Annotated in this window: 22 protein-coding genes; 14 read left to right on the top strand and 8 right to left on the bottom strand. The window is 46.6% G+C overall.

What is annotated here, in order from left to right; genetic code table 11:
• Positions 1 to 570 (bottom strand): DJ-1 family glyoxalase III, encoded by a 570-nt coding sequence (locus BMY63_RS07140; protein ID WP_091915650.1) that lies wholly within the window; start codon positions 568 to 570, stop codon positions 1 to 3.
• A gap of 151 nt (positions 571 to 721) precedes the next feature.
• Between BMY63_RS07140 and BMY63_RS07135 the strand changes: the two genes are divergently transcribed.
• The gene (locus BMY63_RS07135; RefSeq protein ID WP_091915874.1) at positions 722 to 1,606 is read left to right on the top strand and encodes an NAD kinase; all 885 of its coding nucleotides are present in this window, start codon (positions 722 to 724) and stop codon (positions 1,604 to 1,606) included.
• Here BMY63_RS07135 and BMY63_RS07130 read toward each other — a convergent pair.
• Entirely contained in the window at positions 1,603 to 3,303 is a 1,701-nt protein-coding gene (locus tag BMY63_RS07130) for a sensor histidine kinase (protein ID WP_177178403.1), read from the bottom strand. The two genes, BMY63_RS07135 and BMY63_RS07130, sit on opposite strands and share 4 nt — an antisense overlap.
• Positions 3,304 to 3,675: 372 nt before the next feature.
• Here BMY63_RS07130 and BMY63_RS07125 point away from each other — a divergent pair, with 372 nt between their 5' ends.
• The 9 genes from BMY63_RS07125 (at position 3,676) to BMY63_RS07085 (ending at position 12,351) form a co-directional block, all read left to right on the top strand.
• On the top strand, positions 3,676 to 4,491 hold the full coding sequence (locus BMY63_RS07125) for an ABC transporter ATP-binding protein (protein WP_091915646.1): 816 nt from the start codon (positions 3,676 to 3,678) through the stop codon (positions 4,489 to 4,491).
• 27 nt (positions 4,492 to 4,518) lie between these two features.
• On the top strand, positions 4,519 to 5,316 hold the full coding sequence (locus BMY63_RS07120; RefSeq protein ID WP_091915644.1) for a hypothetical protein: 798 nt from the start codon (positions 4,519 to 4,521) through the stop codon (positions 5,314 to 5,316).
• A gap of 51 nt (positions 5,317 to 5,367) precedes the next feature.
• Positions 5,368 to 6,195 (top strand): hypothetical protein, encoded by an 828-nt coding sequence (locus BMY63_RS07115; protein ID WP_143065747.1) that lies wholly within the window; start codon positions 5,368 to 5,370, stop codon positions 6,193 to 6,195.
• Positions 6,179 to 6,544, top strand: a complete 366-nt coding sequence (locus BMY63_RS07110) for a GntR family transcriptional regulator (RefSeq protein ID WP_091915640.1) — start codon at positions 6,179 to 6,181, stop codon at positions 6,542 to 6,544. The genes BMY63_RS07115 and BMY63_RS07110 overlap by 17 nt, the downstream gene beginning before the upstream one ends.
• 80 nt (positions 6,545 to 6,624) lie before the next feature.
• Positions 6,625 to 7,344, top strand: a complete 720-nt coding sequence (locus tag BMY63_RS07105) for an ABC transporter ATP-binding protein (protein ID WP_091901275.1) — start codon at positions 6,625 to 6,627, stop codon at positions 7,342 to 7,344.
• Between the two features lie 7 nt (positions 7,345 to 7,351).
• Positions 7,352 to 8,608 carry an ABC transporter permease gene (locus tag BMY63_RS07100; RefSeq protein WP_091901277.1) on the top strand — a complete coding sequence of 419 codons (1,257 nt, stop codon included), beginning with the start codon at positions 7,352 to 7,354 and terminating at the stop codon, positions 8,606 to 8,608.
• 4 nt (positions 8,609 to 8,612) lie between these two features.
• Positions 8,613 to 9,860 carry an ABC transporter permease gene (locus BMY63_RS07095; RefSeq protein ID WP_091901279.1) on the top strand — a complete coding sequence of 416 codons (1,248 nt, stop codon included), beginning with the start codon at positions 8,613 to 8,615 and terminating at the stop codon, positions 9,858 to 9,860.
• A 43-nt stretch (positions 9,861 to 9,903) separates the two neighbouring features.
• Positions 9,904 to 11,013 carry an efflux RND transporter periplasmic adaptor subunit gene (locus BMY63_RS07090; protein WP_091915871.1) on the top strand — a complete coding sequence of 370 codons (1,110 nt, stop codon included), beginning with the start codon at positions 9,904 to 9,906 and terminating at the stop codon, positions 11,011 to 11,013.
• A 12-nt stretch (positions 11,014 to 11,025) separates the two neighbouring features.
• Positions 11,026 to 12,351 (top strand): TolC family protein, encoded by a 1,326-nt coding sequence (locus BMY63_RS07085; protein ID WP_371113578.1) that lies wholly within the window; start codon positions 11,026 to 11,028, stop codon positions 12,349 to 12,351.
• Between the two features lie 80 nt (positions 12,352 to 12,431).
• On the opposite strand, the gene BMY63_RS07080 is transcribed toward BMY63_RS07085, so the two are convergent.
• Complete coding sequence (locus BMY63_RS07080) at positions 12,432 to 12,620, bottom strand: hypothetical protein (RefSeq protein ID WP_091901285.1); 189 nt, start codon at positions 12,618 to 12,620, stop codon at positions 12,432 to 12,434.
• Positions 12,621 to 12,645: 25 nt separating this feature from the next.
• On the bottom strand, positions 12,646 to 13,833 hold the full coding sequence (locus BMY63_RS07075; RefSeq protein WP_091901286.1) for a phosphoribosylaminoimidazolecarboxamide formyltransferase: 1,188 nt from the start codon (positions 13,831 to 13,833) through the stop codon (positions 12,646 to 12,648).
• A 78-nt stretch (positions 13,834 to 13,911) separates the two neighbouring features.
• Here BMY63_RS07075 and BMY63_RS12320 point away from each other — a divergent pair, with 78 nt between their 5' ends.
• Positions 13,912 to 14,088 (top strand): hypothetical protein, encoded by a 177-nt coding sequence (locus BMY63_RS12320; protein ID WP_176771104.1) that lies wholly within the window; start codon positions 13,912 to 13,914, stop codon positions 14,086 to 14,088.
• Positions 14,089 to 14,142: 54 nt separating this feature from the next.
• On the opposite strand, the gene rplS is transcribed toward BMY63_RS12320, so the two are convergent.
• A complete protein-coding gene (gene rplS, locus BMY63_RS07070; RefSeq protein WP_036909694.1) occupies positions 14,143 to 14,505 on the bottom strand; it encodes a 50S ribosomal protein L19 in 363 nt (120 codons plus the stop codon).
• A gap of 363 nt (positions 14,506 to 14,868) precedes the next feature.
• Between rplS and BMY63_RS07065 the strand changes: the two genes are divergently transcribed.
• Both BMY63_RS07065 and BMY63_RS07060 read left to right on the top strand, forming a co-directional pair.
• On the top strand, positions 14,869 to 15,642 hold the full coding sequence (locus BMY63_RS07065) for a 5'-nucleotidase C-terminal domain-containing protein (protein WP_091901288.1): 774 nt from the start codon (positions 14,869 to 14,871) through the stop codon (positions 15,640 to 15,642).
• A gap of 38 nt (positions 15,643 to 15,680) precedes the next feature.
• On the top strand, positions 15,681 to 16,520 hold the full coding sequence (locus tag BMY63_RS07060) for a bifunctional metallophosphatase/5'-nucleotidase (RefSeq protein ID WP_091915636.1): 840 nt from the start codon (positions 15,681 to 15,683) through the stop codon (positions 16,518 to 16,520).
• Positions 16,521 to 16,535: 15 nt separating this feature from the next.
• On the opposite strand, the gene porT is transcribed toward BMY63_RS07060, so the two are convergent.
• Positions 16,536 to 17,285, bottom strand: a complete 750-nt coding sequence (gene porT, locus BMY63_RS07055; protein ID WP_091915634.1) for a type IX secretion/gliding motility protein PorT/SprT — start codon at positions 17,283 to 17,285, stop codon at positions 16,536 to 16,538.
• Between the two features lie 194 nt (positions 17,286 to 17,479).
• Here porT and BMY63_RS07050 point away from each other — a divergent pair, with 194 nt between their 5' ends.
• On the top strand, positions 17,480 to 17,647 hold the full coding sequence (locus tag BMY63_RS07050; RefSeq protein ID WP_091901294.1) for a 4Fe-4S binding protein: 168 nt from the start codon (positions 17,480 to 17,482) through the stop codon (positions 17,645 to 17,647).
• 161 nt (positions 17,648 to 17,808) lie between these two features.
• Here the strand turns inward: BMY63_RS07050 and BMY63_RS07045 are convergent, their stop codons facing one another.
• Both BMY63_RS07045 and BMY63_RS07040 read right to left on the bottom strand, forming a co-directional pair.
• Positions 17,809 to 19,230 carry a tetratricopeptide repeat protein gene (locus BMY63_RS07045; RefSeq protein ID WP_143065746.1) on the bottom strand — a complete coding sequence of 474 codons (1,422 nt, stop codon included), beginning with the start codon at positions 19,228 to 19,230 and terminating at the stop codon, positions 17,809 to 17,811.
• 82 nt (positions 19,231 to 19,312) lie between these two features.
• Complete coding sequence (locus BMY63_RS07040; protein WP_091915630.1) at positions 19,313 to 20,275, bottom strand: PstS family phosphate ABC transporter substrate-binding protein; 963 nt, start codon at positions 20,273 to 20,275, stop codon at positions 19,313 to 19,315.
• Positions 20,276 to 20,281: the final 6 nt, after the last annotated feature.

Genomic DNA, 20,281 nt, shown 5'->3' with positions numbered 1-20,281 from the left:
TTATTCCATCAGGTGCTTGAAACGCATGCCTTCGGCAATCTGGTCGGAGGTCTGCTTGTCAACCAACTGGGTGAGCAGTTCGTAGGCGTAGGGGAAGGCAGCGGCCGGTCCCTCGGCGGTGGTGATATTGCCATCGACGGTGACGAGCTCGGCTGTGTAGGTGGCACCGCTTTCTGCAAGCGCCTTCTCGAAACCGGGATAGCAGGTGGCTTTCTTCCCACGGAGAATACCTAGTGGCGCGAGCACAACGGCCGGGGCAGCGCAGATGGCGGCAATCTTCTTGCCTTTCTCTGCCTGGGCGAGCACAGCCTTACGGACGCCTTCGTGTGCAAACAGATTACTGGCTCCGGGCATTCCGCCTGGTAACATCAGTAGGTCGGCGTCGGCATAGTCGCTGTCGTCGAACTGCAGGTCGGCCTCAATACTCACCCCGTGAGCCGATTCTACAAGCGTGAACAATGTTGTGCTTATTGTCACAACCTCCACACCTCCGCGGCGAAGCACGTCAATGGGAATCAGGGCTTCAACATCCTCGAAGCCGTCGGCCAGAAATACATAAACTTTTGCCATGATTTATTTGTTCTTTGGTTTCCAGAATGCAAATATAGACAAAAATGGGCATAACGGGCATCATGGACACAAAAAAAAACTTAATTTCACTGCCATTATAACCTTTGTGAATATTTTTTCGTAACTTTGCCATCTCATGATAAACAGTGATATGGAACATCGGAAATTGAGATTTGCTCTTTTCGGCAATATCTATCAGACCAAAAAGTCGGCGTCGATACAGAAAGTGCTCTCCTGCCTCTCTGAGCATGGCGCGGAGCTATATGTGGACATGGAGTACTATTACTTCCTGAAGGATAACCAGCGTATTGACGTGAATGCCGCGAAGATCTTCACGAATGATGACTTTCAGGCAGATTTCGTGATCTCTATGGGTGGTGACGGTACTTTCCTGAAGGCTGCCAGTCGTGTCCGTGAGAAGATGATTCCTATCCTTGGTGTGAACATGGGCCGACTGGGCTTTCTCGCAGATGTCAGTCCTGCTGATATCGAGAGGTGTGTGGAGGCTATCTATCAGGACGATTTCTCTGTCGAGAACCGGGCTCTGATCAAGGTGGAGACCGACGGAGAGCCTCTCGAGGGTTATGACTGTGCCTTGAACGATGTCGCAATTCTGAAGCGTGATACGGCTTCGATGATCTCCATACATGCGTCCATCAATGGCGATCATCTGACGACCTATCAGGCCGATGGACTGGTCGTGAGTACACCGACGGGCTCGACCGCCTATTCGCTTTCCAATGGTGGACCGATTATCGTACCGGGTACGAAGGTGTTCTCCATGACGGCCGTGGCACCGCACTCCATGAACATCAGACCGATCGTGCTGTCCGATTCGTCGGAGATTACACTGACCGTGGAAAGCCGTAGCCATAATTTTCTGATTGCCATCGACGGCCGTTCAGAGAAATGTAAGGAGGGTACGCGACTCACGCTGCGCCGTGCTCCTTATGACGTGAAGGTCGTCAAGCGGAGTGGACGTCGTTACTTCAATACCCTGCGTGAAAAGATGATGTGGGGTGAGGATGCACGTTAGGCTTGTCTCAAGGGAACAGTGACGATAAAACGGGCACCGTCCGTGTAACTCTTATCTAAGGTGACGTCGCCGCCCAGTTGGGAGGCGATGCTCTTACAATATGTAAGACCGATGCCAAGTCCTTCCGTAAAGTCGTCAATCTTGGCGAAATGACCGAAGATTTTTTCCTCGTCGCCTTCTCCGATACCTTTGCCTGTGTCGGTCACTGAGATCTGCCAGGTATCGCCGACGATGTCGCTGTTCAGCATGATCTCTCCTTCACCTGCAAACTTGTCGGCATTAATCAACAGTTCCATAACCACACTTCTGAGTCTGTCCTTATTGGTCTTCACGACGGTGTGATTGTCGACCGATGTGGTATAAGTGAACGACAGTTTCTCGTTTATGGGTTTGAAGTCATCGGCAATGCTTTGGCACAGGTTGTTGCAGTTGACTTCGTCTTCCGTGTCGGAGACGCGTACGCTTTCCACCTCGGAGAGAGCGATCAGATGATTGAGACTGTTTGTGATAACGTAGACATTATGATTAATGCGCTGGGAGAGGTCTTCGCGCTCTTCTTGCGAAAGTTCATCGACTTGTTTGGCTAGGATATTCGAAAAACCCGATACGACATTGAGAGGTGTGCGTATGTGGTGACTGATATTACGGATGAAAGCAGTCTTCATGCGGTCGGCCTCCTCGGCATGGTCTCGTGCCCGTCTCAGTTCTCGGTTTTGCGCCTGCAGAGCCTGCACATGCTTGCGGCGTGACCATCCGAAGACGGACAGGGGAATCACTGCGATGATGGCAGCGATAAAGGCCAGTAGAATCGCCAGACTGTAGGCTCGTCTGGTTTCGCGGCGGGCCCTTTCCAGTTTCATGTCGTGACTGATATCGTTGATCTCCATGGTTGAGATCTTGTTGTTACGCTCCTCCTTTGCCTCAATCAGTTTCCTTAGACTTGCTATCAGACTGTTCTTATCGCCCCTCATCTCATGGATCTTACAGAGGAACTGGTATCTCTCCACGCCGCGAATGAGATCGTTGCATTGTCTGATGGCCTCGTCGTAATCACCGTCAAAGGCAGTACGGCAGATGTTAACGTATCTCTCGTATGTGGGATTATATTCGTCGGGGGTGTTCTCTTTGATCTGTTGTATCTGCGTATAGACCTGATGGAAACTCTCTTTGTCGTTCCTGGAGAACTCAATCATGCATTTCATGTCAAGAACGGCACTCAGCTGGTGGTTGCCAGAACTAACCTTGGCAGCCTTGTTGATATTGATGGTTGCTAAGTCGGGATTGTCGAAGATGTGGATATTGGCCAGCATGAGGTAGATATTGACGCGCTCTGATATCTGTTGACTCGACCCCATCTGCTCCAACGACAGGTTCAGGTATTTCTCGCACATCTCGTTATTGTCGCGTGATCCGTAGAACACACCCATCAGGTAGTTCATCCTGTACAATTCGTCCTTCAGCCCTTTTTCCAGGATATCGCTGTTCATGTCGCTTGTCTTCTTCAGGGCTTGATAGTAGTGATCATGGTTGATCTCATAGACAATCTCGTTTTCCCGGGCAGTATAGTATTGATGCCAGTCGCCGGATTTTCTATAGTAGTCGGCCAGATTATTGACAGCCTTAACGAAGGCAACACTATCGTTACCGTCGAAAAGTTCATAAACATGATTGCGCAGTTGAATCTCCTCTTCCTCCATTTTCCTATCCTGCGAGAAGGCACAGGTCAGAGATATCAGAAGAAATGTAAAAAGCAGCCTTGCTCTATTCTTTGTTTGGCTGTTCATGATGGAAGAAGAATTTAGTTGGTGCAAAGATACGAAAAGTTTCGTAACGACGGGTTCCTATATTGTTAAAAATCTACAATACGTTGATAAGAAAGGAAGATGGAATGACAGGTGATATAAGTATATTAAATAAGGAACGCGCGAGGCAGGAGATTTAAAGAATGTTAATTGTCTATTTTTTCTTTCTTAATTATTTGGATGGAAAGGAAATATGTCTTACTTTTGCAGTGTACTATTATTGTGGTACACTATAACAGGGATTAATAATAACAAGATAAGACGATTATGATTGAAGTAAACAACATTAGTTTTAAGTATGCAGGTCAGAAGGGCCTGGTGTTCGATGATTTCAGTCTGAAACTGAAACAGGACAATATCTATGGTCTGTTGGGTAAGAATGGTACAGGTAAGAGCACTCTGCTTTACCTGATAGCTGGACTGCTGCGTCCCAAGAAGGGTACCGTGAGCTTTGATGGTGTCGAGACAAAGCTGCGCCGCCCTGAAACTTTGCAGGACATCTTTATCGTACCTGAGGAGTTTGACCTACCCGCCATGTCGCTCGATGAGTATGTAAAGATTAACCGCCCCTTCTATCCCTTGTTCAGCACCACCGTACTGGAGGGCTGCCTGAAGGATTTTGAACTGACCAGCGACTTGAAGTTGAATGCCCTCTCGATGGGACAGAAGAAGAAAGTGTTTATGAGCTTCGCGCTTGCTACAAATACCAAGGTGCTGTTGATGGATGAGCCCACGAATGGTCTTGATATTCCTTCGAAGAGCCTGTTCCGTAAAGTGGTTGCCCAGTATATGAGCGGTGATCGCACGTTGATAATCTCAACCCATCAGGTGCACGATGTGGAATCACTTCTTGATCATATCCTGATTCTCTCGCCACAGAAGTTGTTGCTTGATGCCAGTGTGGCTGATATTCAGGAGAAGTTCACCTTTGAGTATCGTACACCTGCCGAGATGGACGATGTTCTTTATGCCGAGCCTTCGCTTCAGGGTAATGCCGTGATAGCACCTCGTAAGGAGGATAGTACTGGAACCCAGGTTAATCTGGAATTGCTGTTTAATGCAGTAAACGAAGGGAAGATTTGATATAAAGAACATAAGGCACATAATTATATGATACAGTTTAATATACATAGGTTTAGAAAGGTGGCACGCTGGTCGCTCACTAACGACAAGAGCTTCTACATGCGTATGTTTCTTCAGATGTTTGTGGTGTTTACGCTGACATTCCTATTTTTTACCACGAGTTTTTACTGGCTGAAAGGTGCTGATACGGGCTATAAACCTTGTTGTGTGGTTGTGGTGATGATGTTGTTTTTTCAGATAGCCATGGGGCCATCGATGATGTTTTACAGCATGAAAGGAAAATACGACAAGCAGGCCCTGTTGCTGTTGCCAGCCTCTAATTTTGAGAAGTACCTGATGCGATATGCTACTTGGATATTTTTATTCGGTCTTTGGCTTATTGGTTGTTTTGGCGCTGACTTGGTGCAGTATGTGATTAACTGGCTGATAGGTAACAATCCGCAGTTCGTAACAGCAGTTTTTGCAAGTCACATAAACCCCTTCTCAATTAACTGGGAATGCGTGGACTCAGTGAAGGTTAATATTTTTAGCATGGTGATTATTACGTTTGTCTGGTTCCATTCATGTTTTGCACTTGGAGCAACCTTCTTCCGTTCGGCTAAGTATTCGTGGATTCTTACCATCTTGGTACTCATCTTCTTGTCGATGGTACAGACATGGTTGTTCCCCAATTTCAGCAGTGGGGAAATCATGAAAGATGGTCATGTTACCCCGGAGCTATACATATCCGATGCTGTTTACGGCATATGGGCTATCCTGAACTACTGGTTGTCGTACAAGCTCTTCTGTCGCACACAGAATATTGGTAAATTTGTAAACCTGTGAAGAACTGAAGAGTTTAATAATTTTAGAATTGAAGTGATGAATAATTTCGATATGACTAGATTTGGAAAGACTTTGCGCTGGAAAATAAGCGTAAACTTCCGCTCATTGCTGATGTGGACCTTGGGATTTACGCTGGGTGTTTTCCTTGGCGAGCTGATGCTGCTGCCGGTGATTCGTACAGGTGGGTCTCGTGATGGTCGGGAATTTGCTGCCTTGGCAGGATTCTTTGTGGTGTACCTGATCATAGGTGTAATGGTTAGTATCTGTAATCTTTTTGTTGAGTTGGATAAGAAACCTCGTCGCCATGCATTCCTCATGCTGCCAGCAACGAATATGGAGAAGTTCTTGTCTGCCACTATTTATGCTACCGTATCAGGTATCCTTATGATGGTTCTGTCGTTTGGGGTAGGCGATACGTTGCGTGTGGTGTTTCGTGCTTTGGTCTATGGTGATTCGTGGCATGCTTTTACCTATCCCTACTTGATCGATATGATATCATCTGGTGGCATGGTTGCGCCTCATTCTTTAGGCTATCGTCTGGCAGGACTGGCGTTCCTGGTAAGCGGTCTTGTATGGTTGCACTCTTTCTTTACCCTTGGTGGGACCATACTGCGCAAGAATGCGTTTGTGATTACAAGTATAGTGATGGTGATAGGTCTTACCATGCTGGCTTGGTTTTCAAAAAACCATGAAATCAGCATGTTCTGTACCTACTACGTAGAAGGTGTTGGCAAGGTTGAAAATGTAGGCACCATGGCCTACGTGCTTACAGCATTCTTCGCTGTGTTCTCTGTGGTAAATTACTGGGCATCGTTCCATATCTTCAAAGCATTTGAGTTAATAACTAAAAAGTGGATAAATTATGACTTTCACAAATGATAAACCCATTTACATCCAGATGTCCGATCGGCTGTGTGAGGAGATCCTCTCGGGTGTATATAAAGACGATGATCGCATCCCCAGCGTACGCGAGTATGCCGTACTGCTCGAGGTGAACACGAATACCGCAGTAAAGGCCTACGAGCAATTGTCCCGCGAGGAGGTTATCTACAACAAACGCGGACTGGGTTACTTTGTGACCCCGGGAGCGAGGAAGCAGATACTCAAGGCTCGCAAGAAAGCGTTTATGAAGGAACGCCTGCCGGAACTGTTCCGCCAGATGCAATTGCTCGATATCTCCATCGAAGATGTTGCAGAAGCCTACAAAAGCTTACAGAGTGTTAAATAACTGAATTTTTCTTCGATAATCTGCAACTTTCCGGTAACTTTGTGCGTCGAACGTGCAAGAACTAAGGTAGAATAAATTATATGATTCATTTACAAGACATTAACAAGACCTATCAGGGAGCACAGCCGCTTCATGTGCTGAAGGGTATCTCACTCGATATCAAGAAAGGAGAATTTGTATCCATCATGGGTGCTTCGGGCTCAGGCAAGAGTACCTTATTGAATATCTTAGGAATTCTCGACAACTATGACTCGGGGACCTATGAACTCAATGGCGTGCCCATCTGGAATCTCTCAGAGCGGAAGGCGGCTGAGTATCGTAACCATATGATAGGTTTTATATTCCAGTCATTTAATCTCATCTCTTTTAAAACCGCCGTGGAAAACGTTGAGTTGCCATTATTTTATCAAGGCGTGTCGCGCCGTAAGCGTCATCAGATGGCCATGGAATACCTGGATCGTCTGGGACTGCTTGAGTGGGCAGGACACTATCCTAATGAACTGTCGGGAGGACAGAAACAACGCGTGGCGATAGCCAGAGCACTCATCACCAAACCACAGATCATTCTGGCCGATGAGCCTACGGGCGCACTTGACTCGAAGACCTCCGTGGAGGTGATGCAGTTGCTCAAGCAACTCAATCAGGACGATGGAATGACCATTGTCGTGGTGACTCACGAGAGTGGTGTGGCAAATGAGACGAACAAGATAGTACATATCAAGGATGGTATCATCGGACAGATTGAGGAGAACCTCGAGCACAATGCAAGTCCCTTCGGTATCAACGGCATGATGAAGTAAACAGGTTATGAGAGATATAGCAAGTGAAATATGGTCAACGGCCAGACGCAATAAACTGCGTACTGCGCTTACAGGCTTTGCTGTGGCATGGGGCATCTTCATGCTACTCGTGCTGCTGGGCTCAGGTAATGGTCTCATCAATGCCACCATCTTGCAGAATCAGCGCTTCCTGTCGTCATCGATGATTGTATATGGTGGCGAGACCTCAAAGGCCTATCGGGGTCTCAAGGAAGGTCGCTGGATCAATCTTCAGAAGCGCGACATCAGCACTACAGAGACAGAATTCAAGGAGAATATCGACGAGGTGGGTGCGCAGTATCGTGTTGTTGCTGTTGTCAGTCGGGGACAACAATATATATCAACCTCCGTCTGTGGTGTCTACCCAAATCATACAAAGATTGAGAAGATGGAGATGCTTTACGGCCGTTTTATCAACGATGTTGATATAAAACAGAGTCGTAAGGTGCTTATCGTGAGTAATAAGCAAGCAAAAGAGCTTTGCCCTAAGGACTATAAGAATCTGGTGGGGCAATATGTTAAGGTGGGTAATTTCGCATATAAGGTAGTTGGTATCTATAAGGAAAGAGAAAACAGCCGTGCGGATGCTTATTCTTCCTATTCGGCTATCAAGCGCATCTATGGAGCTAAGAACGATGATGCAGGACGTATCGAGTTTACTTTCCATGGCCTGGAATCCGACGGAGAGAATTTAGAATTTGAGAAGGGCTACCGTAAGCGTCTGAATGAGAATCATCATGTACATCCTGAAGATGAAAGTGCCATTTGGATCCGTAATAACTACAGACAGAGTCTTCAGATGGATCTGGCGGTAAAAGTTATCCATACGGCGCTTTGGGTGGTTGGACTTCTGACATTGCTCTCTGGTATCGTGGGTGTGTCGAACATCATGCTTATCACGGTGAAAGAGAGAACTCACGAGTTCGGTATTCGTAAGGCCATTGGTGCTAAACCTTGGAACATTCTGAAATTGATTATCGTTGAGAGCGTGATCATTACCACCTTCTTTGGCTATATAGGTATGGTTCTGGGCATAGCTGCTAATGAATATATGGATGCTACGGTAGGACATAGAGTGGCTGACTTCGGAGCGGGTTCGATGCCGATGTTCATTAACCCGACGGTAGGACTGGATGTGTGTATCGAAGCAACGATGGTCATGGTGATTGCCGGAACTATCGCCGGTCTTATCCCAGCCTTTAAAGCAAGTAAAATCCGCCCCATTGAGGCATTAAGAGCAGAATAAGATTATGAAAATAGATATAGATTCATATAGAGAAATTCTCGACACGCTGACTCGCAACAAGCTGCGTTCGTTCCTGACGGGATTTGGCGTGTTTTGGGGTGTGTTCATGCTCATTGTTCTCATTGGCGGAGGCTCAGGTATTAAGGAGCAGATTCAAAAGAATTTTCAGGGCTTCGCAACAAACTCAGCCATGATTTGGGCACAGAACACGTCGAAGCCTTACAAGGGATTCCGCAAGGGCCGTAGTTGGAACATGGATTATAAAGATATCGCACGACTCAAGCAACAGGTGCCCGAACTCGATGTGGTGACACCCATTTTGTTTGGTAACAGTAGTTTTGCTTATTATGGCGACAGAAAGGCGACTATTAGTGTGTCAGGTGTGGAGCCTACATACCGTGCCATACAAGATCCGTTGTTACGCTACGGACGTTACATTAACGAGATGGATATTAAGGAGCGCAGAAAGGTTTGCGTCATCCAGAAGAAGGTATATCAAGAGTTGTTTAAGGATGGAGGCGATCCTTGTGGAAAATCAATACGGATTGACTCTACCTATTATCAGATTGTGGGTGTAGACTTTGGCGCAGCAGAAGGCATAAGCTTTAGCGGAGAGCCAGGAACGGGTGTTTGTTTGCCGTTCTCTCAGATGCGACAGGTCTATAATCTGGGCAATCAAGTACATTTGATTGGCGTTACTGCAAAGCCCGGTGTTGTGATGTCGGAAATATCAGACCGTATCCGTGCAACCGTGGCAAGGGCTCACTATATCGATCCCACAGACGAACAGGGTGCGATGTTGCTCAATACGGAAGTGGTATTCCAGATGCTTGACAGTCTGATGTCGGGTTTGAACTTACTGATCTGGCTTGTGGGTATCGGAACGTTGCTGGCAGGTGCCATCGGTGTGTCTAATATCATGATGGTGACTGTGCGTGAGAGGACAACGGAGATCGGTATTCGTCGTGCCATCGGGGCAACGCCCAGGGTGATTCTCTCACAGATTATCTCAGAGAGTATCGTGTTAACGCTGGTGGCAGGTATGAGCGGCATCTTTTTTGGAGTCATGATACTTCAGATGCTCGAGACAGGAAGTATGGAAGATGGAATGATTACCACCCATTATCAGGTGGGCTTCTGGACAGCCCTCTTCTGTGGCTTCGTGGTAAGCACGCTAGGAGTATTGGCAGGATTAGCTCCTGCTGCCCGTGCCATGAGTATCAAACCTGTAGATGCTATGCGCGACGAATAAAAGGAAAAAAGATAAGAATGTAAAAAAGAAAAAATATATAGTTATGAAAAGGTACAGAAAACTTATTATCGCAGCGATTATCGCTTTGATCTTCATCGGAACATTCGTATTCCTTTGGAAGAAGGGTCAGCCTAAGGAAGTTGTCTACAACGAGTTTACTCCCAAGATGGAAAATATCCAGAAGACAACGATCATTACTGGTAAGATTGAGCCTCGTAACGAGGTGAATGTGAAACCGCAGATCTCGGGTATTATCTCTGAGTTGTATAAGGAACCAGGCGACTACGTAAACGCTGGTGATGTGATTGCTAAGGTGAAGGTGATTCCTGATATGGGACAGCTCTCCAGTGCAGAAGGACGTGTGCGTCTGGCTGAGATTAATCTGAAGCAGGCACAGATTAATTATACCCGTGAGGAGAACCTCTATAACCAGAAGCTGGTATCTGCCGATGAGTTCGACAAGGTGAAACAGAGTCTTCAGCAGGCTAAGGAAGAGAAGATAGCTGCTGTAGATGCACTTCAGGTCGTGCGTGATGGTGTGTCACAGTCGAACGCCAAGGCATCATCTACACTCATCCGTTCTACGATCTCGGGTGTCATCCTCGATATCCCAGTGAAGGTGGGTAATTCGGTCATCTTGGCTAATACCTTTAACGATGGTACCACGATAGCCACTGTCGCAAACATGAATGACCTGATCTTCCGTGGTAATATCGACGAGACTGAGGTGGGACAGCTGGTAAACGGCATGCCTATGAAGATTACTATCGGTGCCTTGCAGGATCTGAGTTTCGATGCTTCTTTGGAATATGTTTCTCCGAAGGCAGTAGAGAACAATGGCGCTAATCAGTTTGAGATCAAGGCTGCAGTGAAACTCACAGAAGGCGGCAAGATCCGTTCTGGTTATAGTGCTAATGCTGAGATTGTGCTTTCCAAGGCCGAGAAGGTGCTTGGCATACCAGAGAGCGCTATTGAGTTCAGTGGCGATTCTACCTTCGTCTATGTTATTAAGGGTAGTGGAAAACAGAAGACCTATGAGCGTACGTTGGTTGAGACAGGGCTCTCTGATGGTGTGAATATCGAGATAAAGAAGGGTGTTACCACCAAGGATAAGGTGCGCGGCCCGGAGATTATAGCAGATGATACAAAATAAATAGTATAAGAGATGAGAAAAATCATTTTCTGTGCATTGTGCATGATGTATTGCACTTTGAGTTCTGCACAACCCAAACAATGGACTCTGCGTGAGTGTTGCGATTATGCGGTGGAGCATAACATCAGTATCAAACAGCAGGAGAACCAGCGCCGACAGCAGGAACTGCAACTTTCTACGGCTAAAAACTCCCGTCTGCCGGATCTTAGTGGAAGCGTAGGCCAGAACCTCAGTTTTGGTCGGGGCTTGACTTCCGATAATACTTATGCGAATACTAATACGACCAATACTTCAATGGGGATTAATACCAGTATGCCTCTCTTTACAGGCTTCCGTATCCCTAACGAAATCAAGATGAATCAACTGAATCTTGATGCTTATACCGCGGATTTAGAGAAGGCTAAGAACGATATCCGTATGCAGGTGGCTCAGGCTTATGTCCAGATTCTCTATGATATGGAGGTTTCTGATGTGGCTCATCGCCAGATCGAGATTGATTCTGCGCAGGTGGCTCGTCTTCAGGCTTTCGTAGAGAATGGTAAGGCTTCTGAGGCAGAACTTTCTCAGCAGAAGGCTACACTGGCTAACAGTCATCTGACAGCTACTCAGGCTGATAATAATACACGTTTGGCTTTGCTTACACTCACTCAGTTGCTCGAATTGCCTACGCCTGATGGTTTTGCTATCGTGCGTCCTAACCCTGACGAGTTGTCTACAGATATGGCTCTCATGACAACTCCTGATCAGGTCTATGCAGAAGCTTTAGGAGTAAAGCCGGAGATTGCTGCTCAACAGTTGCGCTTGAAAGCCTACGAGCACAATATCAAGGTAGCTCAGGCAGGTCACTATCCTACGCTTACTTTCGGCGCGGGACTATCTACGAACTATTATACCGATTCTGGTCGCTCCAACGATAGCTTTGGAAAACAACTTGAGGATCGTTTCTCGCAGAGCATCAGCCTGAATCTGAATGTGCCCATTTTTAATCGTTTCCAGACACGTAATAATGTACGTAATGCCCGGATTCAGTATGAAACACAGCAGCTACAGGTTGATAACACCAAAAAGACATTGTATAAAGAGATCCAGCAGGTATACTATAATGCCTTGAATGCTCAGACGAAGGAGAAATCTTCTTTGGAGGCTCTCCAGAGTTCAAAGGATGCCTTTGAGTTGATGCAGGCCAAGTACGAAAATGGCAAGGCAACCATCACAGAGTTTAATGAGGCCAAGAATGCATACCTGAAAGCTGAATCAGATTTAGTTCAGGCTCGTTATGAGAATCTCTATCAGCATGCACTCCTCGAGTTCTATCGTGGTCAGGAACTGACGTTCTAAGCGTACAGACTCCTGATGAAACACCAAGTGGCGCTTACCTTTGAGGTAGGCGCCACTTGCATTGTAGTGTGCTATAGAACTTATTTCTTATGCCTGTTGGCACGCTGTTCGCGATACTTGGCCTTCTGCCGTGCAGAACCGCTGCCGTGGGCACCGGTGATATACTGCTTTTTCTTGGCTTTGGTCTTCACCTTACCGTCGTCTTTCGGCTTGTCGCCACCACGACCGAAGTTAATGCCGTTCTCGAGGATCTTCTGAAAATCGTCCATATATCTAATCTGTGAAATCTGTTGTTTAATGATGGAACAGACGTACTCCCGTGAAGGCCATGGCAATGCCGTACTTGTCGCAGGTCATGATCACATGATCGTCGCGCACGCTACCACCTGCCTGGGCGATGAACTCCACACCGCTCTTATGGGCGCGCTCGATATTGTCGCCAAAGGGGAAGAATGCGTCTGAGCCAAGTGCCACCTTCGTGTTCTTGGCAATCCATGCTTTCTTCTCTTCCATCGTCAGTACCTCGGGCTGTTCGGTGAAGAACTGCTGCCAAGCACCATCGCGGAGAACATCGTCGTGCTCATCCTCTGAGATATAAACATCAATAGTGTTGTCGCGGTCGGCACGGCGGATACCTTCCTTGAAGGGCAGTGCCATCACTTTCGGGTGCTGGCGCAACCACCAGATGTCGGCCTTGTTACCTGCCAGACGTGTGCAGTGGATACGGCTCTGCTGTCCAGCTCCGATGCCGATAGCCTGTCCGTCTTTCACGTAGCAGACAGAGTTCGACTGTGTATATTTCAGTGTAATCAGGGCGATGATCAGGTCGCGCTTAGCCTCCGGTGTGAAGGTCTTGTTCTGTGTGGGCATATTCTCGAAGAGAGCATCATCGTCAAGTTTAATCTCATTACGACCCTGTTCAAAGGTAATACCGAACACTTGCTTACGTTCGATAGGCTCTGGCACATAGTTGGGATCAATCTTGATGACATTATAGGTACCCTTACGTTTGTCTTTCAGGATCTCAATAGCCTCGGGTGTGAAATCCGGAGCGATGACACCATCGCTCACCTCACGTTTTAGCAACCTAGCAGTCGTTGCATCGCAGGTGTCGGAAAGGGCCACGAAGTCACCGTAGCTCGACATACGGTCGGCACCACGTGCTCTGGCATAGGCACAGGCGATAGGACTCTCGTCCAGGTCCTTTACGTCGTCTACAAAATAGATCTTCTTCAAGGTATCACTGAGAGGTAGTCCCACAGCTGCGCCGGCGGGGCTTACGTGTTTGAACGAGGCGGCGGCCGGGATACCGGTGGCTGCCTTCAACTCTTTCACTAGCTGCCAGGCATTGAACGCGTCGAGGAAATTAATATATCCTGGACGACCGTTAATCACTTCGATGGGGAGCTCACCCTCTGTCATGAAGATACGTGAGGGTTTCTGGTTCGGATTACATCCGTACTTGAGTGCTAATTCTTTCATTTTGATCGCGATAAATTCCTTTTCGCGTGCAAAATTACAAAAAAAAGTTGTAATTTTGCACCATACAAACAGATTATTATGGAGAAAAAACGTGTTGCCCTCCGCAAACTGTTGGAGGCGGTAGAGAAGGAGATTCTTCGTAAACCGGACAGGAAGATGCTCGATCGTCTGTCGCTGTTGGCCGGCTTTCAGGACTGGGACTCATTCCAAGATGCGCTTCATGGTGATACCAGTGCCGACGAGAACTACAAATAAAAAGAGATGCTTTTCGTTTGAAAGGCATCTCTTCTTATTCTTTCGATAGGCTGATTACTCAGCTGTAATGGCGCGACGCTTCTCCTTGATACGAGCAGCCTTACCAGTGAGCTTACGCAGATAGTAGAGCTTAGCGCGACGAACCTTACCAACCTTGTTGATCTCAATGCTCTCGATGTTCGGTGACTCGATGGGGAAGATACGCTCCACACCTACAGTACCAGACATCTTACGAACGGTGAAGCGCTTCTTGTCTCCGTGGCCTGCGATCTTGATGACCACACCACGATAGAGCTGGATACGCTCCTTAGAACCCTCGATAATTTTGTAAGCGACAGTAATCGTGTCACCAGCCTTGAACTCTGGGAACTTCTTGCCGGTTGCAAATGCTTCTTCAGCAACTTTAATTAAATCCATTTGTACTTTAACTAATTAAATTTGTTGTATCGTTCCAACGCAACATAACAGGCAACTCGTTACTTCCTGCCAGCGATTACGCCGAAAAGCGGGTGCAAAGGTACGAATAAGTGAGCAAAAAAACAAATAAATGCGGAACTTTTTTTGTGTTTTTCGAACGGAAGTACCTAAGAGTGAAGCTCAAAGGTACGAATAAGTGAGCAAAAAAACAAATAAATGCGGAACTTTCTTTGTTCTATACTCTATTTTGTGTAACTTTGCCATCAAAGATGGCGAAATTACATGCACTCGGCAAAAAAAGAAACGAGTTTCTTTGTTTTGCTCTCAACTTTGTGTAACTTTGCCCCAATAAAACTACAAATTATGAATAAAAAGCAAATATTTCTTGGTGTATTTGTTCCGATGTTGATGCTCTCGTGCGCTTCTAAGCATTATCAGATCGTCGGTATTGAACGCACACGAGTCATTGTCGACAGCCGTTACGATGAGCATCCCGACGAGTCTGCTGCTCGCTTTATCGCACCATATAAGCGTGTGAACGACAGTATTATGGGACCCGTTGTTGGGGCTGTGGCCCACAATATGCATCCTGATCGTCCGGAGAGTGATCTGTCTAACCTCGTGTCTGATATCTTGGTTTGGGCAGCTAAGGATTACAATGAGTCTCCTGTGCTCGGTATCTATAATATGGGTGGTATTCGAGCTGATCTTACGAAAGGCGACGTAACCTATGGTGATGTGCTCGATATTGCTCCTTTCGAGAACAAGATATGCTTCGTCACGCTGACTGGTGAGCAGATGATGGATCTTTTTCGTCAGATCGCCCGTCGGGGAGGAGAGGGCGTGAGTCGCGGCACAGAACTTGTCATCACTAAGAGTGGGGAACTGCTTTCTGCTCGACTGCATGGTCAGGAGATTGATCCTAAGGCTGACTATCGCGTGGCTACGATCAACTATCTGATCGAAGGCAACGACGGTATGCCTGCCCTCGGACAAGGCCGTGATATTGTGGCCCCCGGTGAGGCGAGTAACAATACCCGTTTCTTGATCATGAATTATTTCCGTGAGAAACTGGCTTGTGGCGAAGTCGTGGACTCGAAGGTCGAAGGACGTATTATCGTGAAACGGGATAAGTGAGGTTCAACAGAATAGTCAATAAGAAGCAAAGGACAGATATGAAACGTATATATTTGATGATAATAGTTGCACTGCTGACCTCTGTGTCGGTAAGTGCCAAGGGCAAAAAGCAGCTTGTGATACTCCATACCAACGACACTCATTCCACGGTCATGCCATTGAACGAGAATCTTGATAATAAGGATTTGGCAGGACGTGGTGGTTTCCTTCGTCGTGTTAATATGGTGAAGGAACAACGTCAGCAACATCCAAACCTCCTGCTTATCGACAGCGGTGACTTCTCTCAGGGATCTGGCTATTACACTTTGTTTAAAGGAGAGGTAGAGGTCGGATTGATGAATGAGATGGGTTATGATGCCGCAACCATCGGTAATCATGAGTTTGACTTCGGACTTGACAATATGGCCAAACTATTTCGGATGGCAAACTTCCCCATCGTCTGTTCCAACTACGACTGTACGGGTACGGTGCTTGAGGGCTTGGTTAAACCATATATCACGATCAAACGTGATGGTGTTAAGATTGGTTTCTTTGCCCTTGCGCCTCAGATGAAGGGTTTGGTCTTCGATGGCAACTGTGAGGGTATCGTTTACCTTGATCCTGCGGAGACGGCCCAGAAATACATCGATATCCTCCGGAAGCAGGAGAAGTGCGATATCGTTATCTGTATCTCACACCTCGGTTGGGGAATCGAATATGACGATGCGAAATTCATCGGTCTGACGGAAGGCTGCGATCTCGTTTTGGGAGGTCATACCCATACTTATATGCCTGTCATGGAGTATACACCCGACAAGAACGGCAAACAGATTCCGGTTGACCAGAATGGAAAACACGGCGTCTTTGTGGGTAAGATTGTCCTTGATTTGGCAAAATAAGGCGAGAAAGAATCGTTATTCGAAATAGAATGTCAATACAATCATTTTGCTGTGGCCACTGGCCACAGCATTTGTATATATACGTTTGTTCGCGTCTTTCAATTCGTCAGAATGACCGTGGTCAAGAGCATCTCTGAGACTATAACAGAATTTAAGTTCGGGGATTAGTTTGAAGAACGGAAGATAGAAGTCGCAACCAACGCCGAGTTCAAGAAACAGATCAGACCGTTTCAGTTGTATGTAATCCTGACTCTTGCTGGTCAGGTTTATCATCGGATTAGCACCAGCAATCATGTATGGGCGGTAGTTGTTCCAACGCTCAGCGGAAAATTTCAGATCGACAGGGAAGGATATATAGGTGTTCTTCATGTCTTGTGTCTGAATGCTTGGTTGTCCTTGTTGGTCAAGGGCAGACGGGTCTCTGAACGACAGATGCTTCGCTCCGAAATGCATGGTCGGCGAGAAGCGCAGATTCAGATGTGTGTGCAGGCGCAGGTCGGCCAGTACACCCACGCTGAAACCACTGCTCCATCGATCTGCATCGCAGAGGATTGTTCGCTCGGCTGTTGTTCCGTCTTCTTGCGTGATGGTCTGGGGACCGAGATTTGTGAACTCAATATCCTGCATGTTCATCCCCACCAGAATACCAAAATGTAATGGGCGCAGGTCGGTATATGGTCTGTGTTGGACGGTACGCACCTGTCCCCTTGCCGTAATGGCGGCAAGAACAACGGTCAGTAATATGATGAAAATGCCTTTTCGCATGCGTCTTGTTTTCTTTCTCTTTTCTACTCCTAAACAATAACGCAGAATTACCTCAGTTATTATGTGATAGACTATTTCGACATCGTATAAATTATATAAAAATCTACCTAATTTTTGGTATTATTCGGGATTTTGTCGTACCTTTGCGTCACTAAAAGTGAGTATTAACATTATTAATTTATCATTTAGAGACTATGGCATATGTAATTGGTGACGACTGTATCGCATGCGGTACTTGTCAGGGTGAGTGCCCCGTTGAGGCAATTTCTGAGGGTGAGAAGTATTCTATCGATCCCGATCTTTGCACAGAGTGTGGCACTTGTGCAAGCGTTTGTCCTTCTGAGGCTATCAGCCTTCCCTAATTAGATAAGGATATAACAAAATAAGATGTGCTTCCAGAGATGGAGGCACATCTTTGTTTTATGGCGGTGGTATTTATAAACAAATAAACACGGCCTGTCGTATAAAAAGAATCAGAGGTGCCTCCATATGGAGGCACCTCTGATTCTTATCGGGATATTGCTTACTTCAACTTCTTAATCTCGAGAGCTTGTTTATACTCAGGGTCGATAGCTAGAATCTTATCTGCGTAGTCCTTGGCGGCAGCAACATTCTTGTTGATGTAGCTGTTGAACATCATATAGTGGTAGCTGGTCTTCAGCATGATGTTCTCACCGTTCGTGCGCTCTGCCTTGTTGGCAAGGAGTTCTATCACTTTCTGGTATCCTGGTTTTGCCAGATTCTTCTTCATGTCGTTGTCGAGCTTGCTGTTCAAGCTGGCGGCCATGTATGTGGCATAGATCTCCTGAACGGGGTATTTCTCTGCCAGGGCATTGTACAGTTCGATAGCCTTGTTCATATACTCCGTCTTTTTGGTCTCATCAGCCTCTGCATACTTAGAGTAGATGGTTGCCAGGCCTTCGTTATCGTCGAATGTCAACTCAGGCTTGCTGGCCAGGAACTGCTCGTAGTAATTGATGGCGTTGTCGAAGTCTTTATCTTTGAGATAGGAGTCGGAAACACTCTTCAGAATAGCCCAACGCTTAATCATCGATGACTCGTTGACCAGCTCCAGAGCCTTATCATAGTGGAGATACATATTCTCCTTGTCATCGAGAGCCTGATAGATCAGGGCAGTGTAGTAGTGGTCATATTCAGAGAACTTGGCACTATCGGTCTCGTTGAAGTACTTATTGATATAGTTCTTGGCTGCCTCATAGTTCTTCAACTCATAGTTTGAGAACATTGCCAGACGGTTGAACACCGGGTTGCGTGGCTCAATCTTAAGACCTGCCTCAGCAGCGCGGAGTGCATCCTCGAAATGACCAGTAAAATAGCTGCAGCGTACGAACTCGTTAAGGTATGTCTTGTCGAGTTTGTTGATGTCAGCCTTCACATAGTTCTCGTAGGCCTGCTTCTCGTCGTTTGCCAGCATATAGATATGGGCGGTGAATGCATCCACATCCTCATCGGGACAGTTAGCCTTCATCTCCTGAAGTTTCTTGGCTGCCTGAGAAGGACTGATCTTGCGATATACCATAGCCCATTTCTTGTAGCCATCCGGGTTCTTAGGGTCGAAATTGATAGCCTGGTTGTAGAAGCCTGCAGCTTTACCACCGTCGGTACCATAAGTGGCTTCGATATCACCTAACAGCAGATAAGCCGGTGCAAAATGATACTTGGGCTTTCCTGCTTCGTTGGCATACTCTGCAAAGCGACGAGCATTAGCCGTATCTTTCTCTGCATAGAAAGCCCGACCGATCTTCAAGAGAGCCTCCGGATTCTTTTTATTCTTCTTATAAGCAGTTTTTGCTAACTCGGCCACATTAGGAGCCTTTGACTTGATACCATTAAGAACAGCGTTGAGCTCTTCTTCCTGTGCATTCGCGGTGGCGCTGAAACCTGCCAGCAACACACCCATTAAAAGATATTTAATTGTTTTCATAATTCTCATTTTTTAAGTTATACATATATTGATATCTTCATCTCCTTTGTTTGTATGACGTCTGATCATCTGAAAAGTTTAATCACTCTTTGTTGACGATGACGTCACGTACGTTCATGTTGGCCGATCTCGGGAGCAGTCCTGCACGTAAAATGATTTTCTGTCCCTTGGGCAGTTGTACGAAATGGGCGAAGCCTGAAGGAACTCCGTTGCGCGTGTCATTAAGTAGCGCATAGATGGTACGGCGTAAAGGATAGTTGCCGTTATATAGGTAATATTGATAGGGCTTCCAACTGTTATAGCTCTTTGCTGAGTCCATCTTGGATACCCCCATCACACTAATGTTCTTCTTAAAGGTGACATTGGTCGTATCGCGCTTGTCGTTAAGCCAGTTGCTGCCGATGATACCAAGAGAGTTTACGTGTTTCTCAACATAGTCGATGACGGCTGCGCTTGTTTTCACGGCACCGATATTCTTCCCCGTACTGAACTGCTGTCCTCCGAGGATTGAATCGACACACCAACGCACGGTGCTTGACAGGGGGTTGTCGAACACCACGTCGATATCGCCAAGTTTGTTGTGTGGATAGATTTCGTTCCACTGGGTTACCTCTCCCTTCAGGATGCGTCGGAAATCCTTGATGGTGATACATGAGTCGGGATTGGCGTTATTGACGATGATTGCCAGACCGTCATACGCGATAGGTATCGCTCTTGGCAAGTACTTCCGGTCTTTCAGACTCTTACGCTCTTTTTCCGTAAAGTCACGGGTGGTGAAGGCCAGGAAAGTCTCGATCTTCATCAGTTTCTTCACCGCATCCTGCTCGTTGATATAGAGAGGTGTGATGGAGTCAAGAGTCTGTGTCGTGAAATAGTATAATTCTTCGTCAATGATGGGGTAGAAACTCTCATCGGATGCCAATACGCTGGCAGCCTTCTGATAAGCCTCCTCTAAAGCAGGATTAGGCTTGTTCCCACATCCAGGGAACAAGCCTAATATAAGTGTTAATCCAACTAATCTTGTGAATTTGTTGAATGCGTTCATTTCAAT

The sequence above is a fragment of the Prevotella aff. ruminicola Tc2-24 genome, assembly GCF_900110895.1.
Lineage (GTDB): Bacteria > Bacteroidota > Bacteroidia > Bacteroidales > Bacteroidaceae > Prevotella.
The sequence above is the reverse complement of the archived record's forward strand: the minus strand, read 5'-3'. Positions and strand labels throughout refer to the sequence as shown.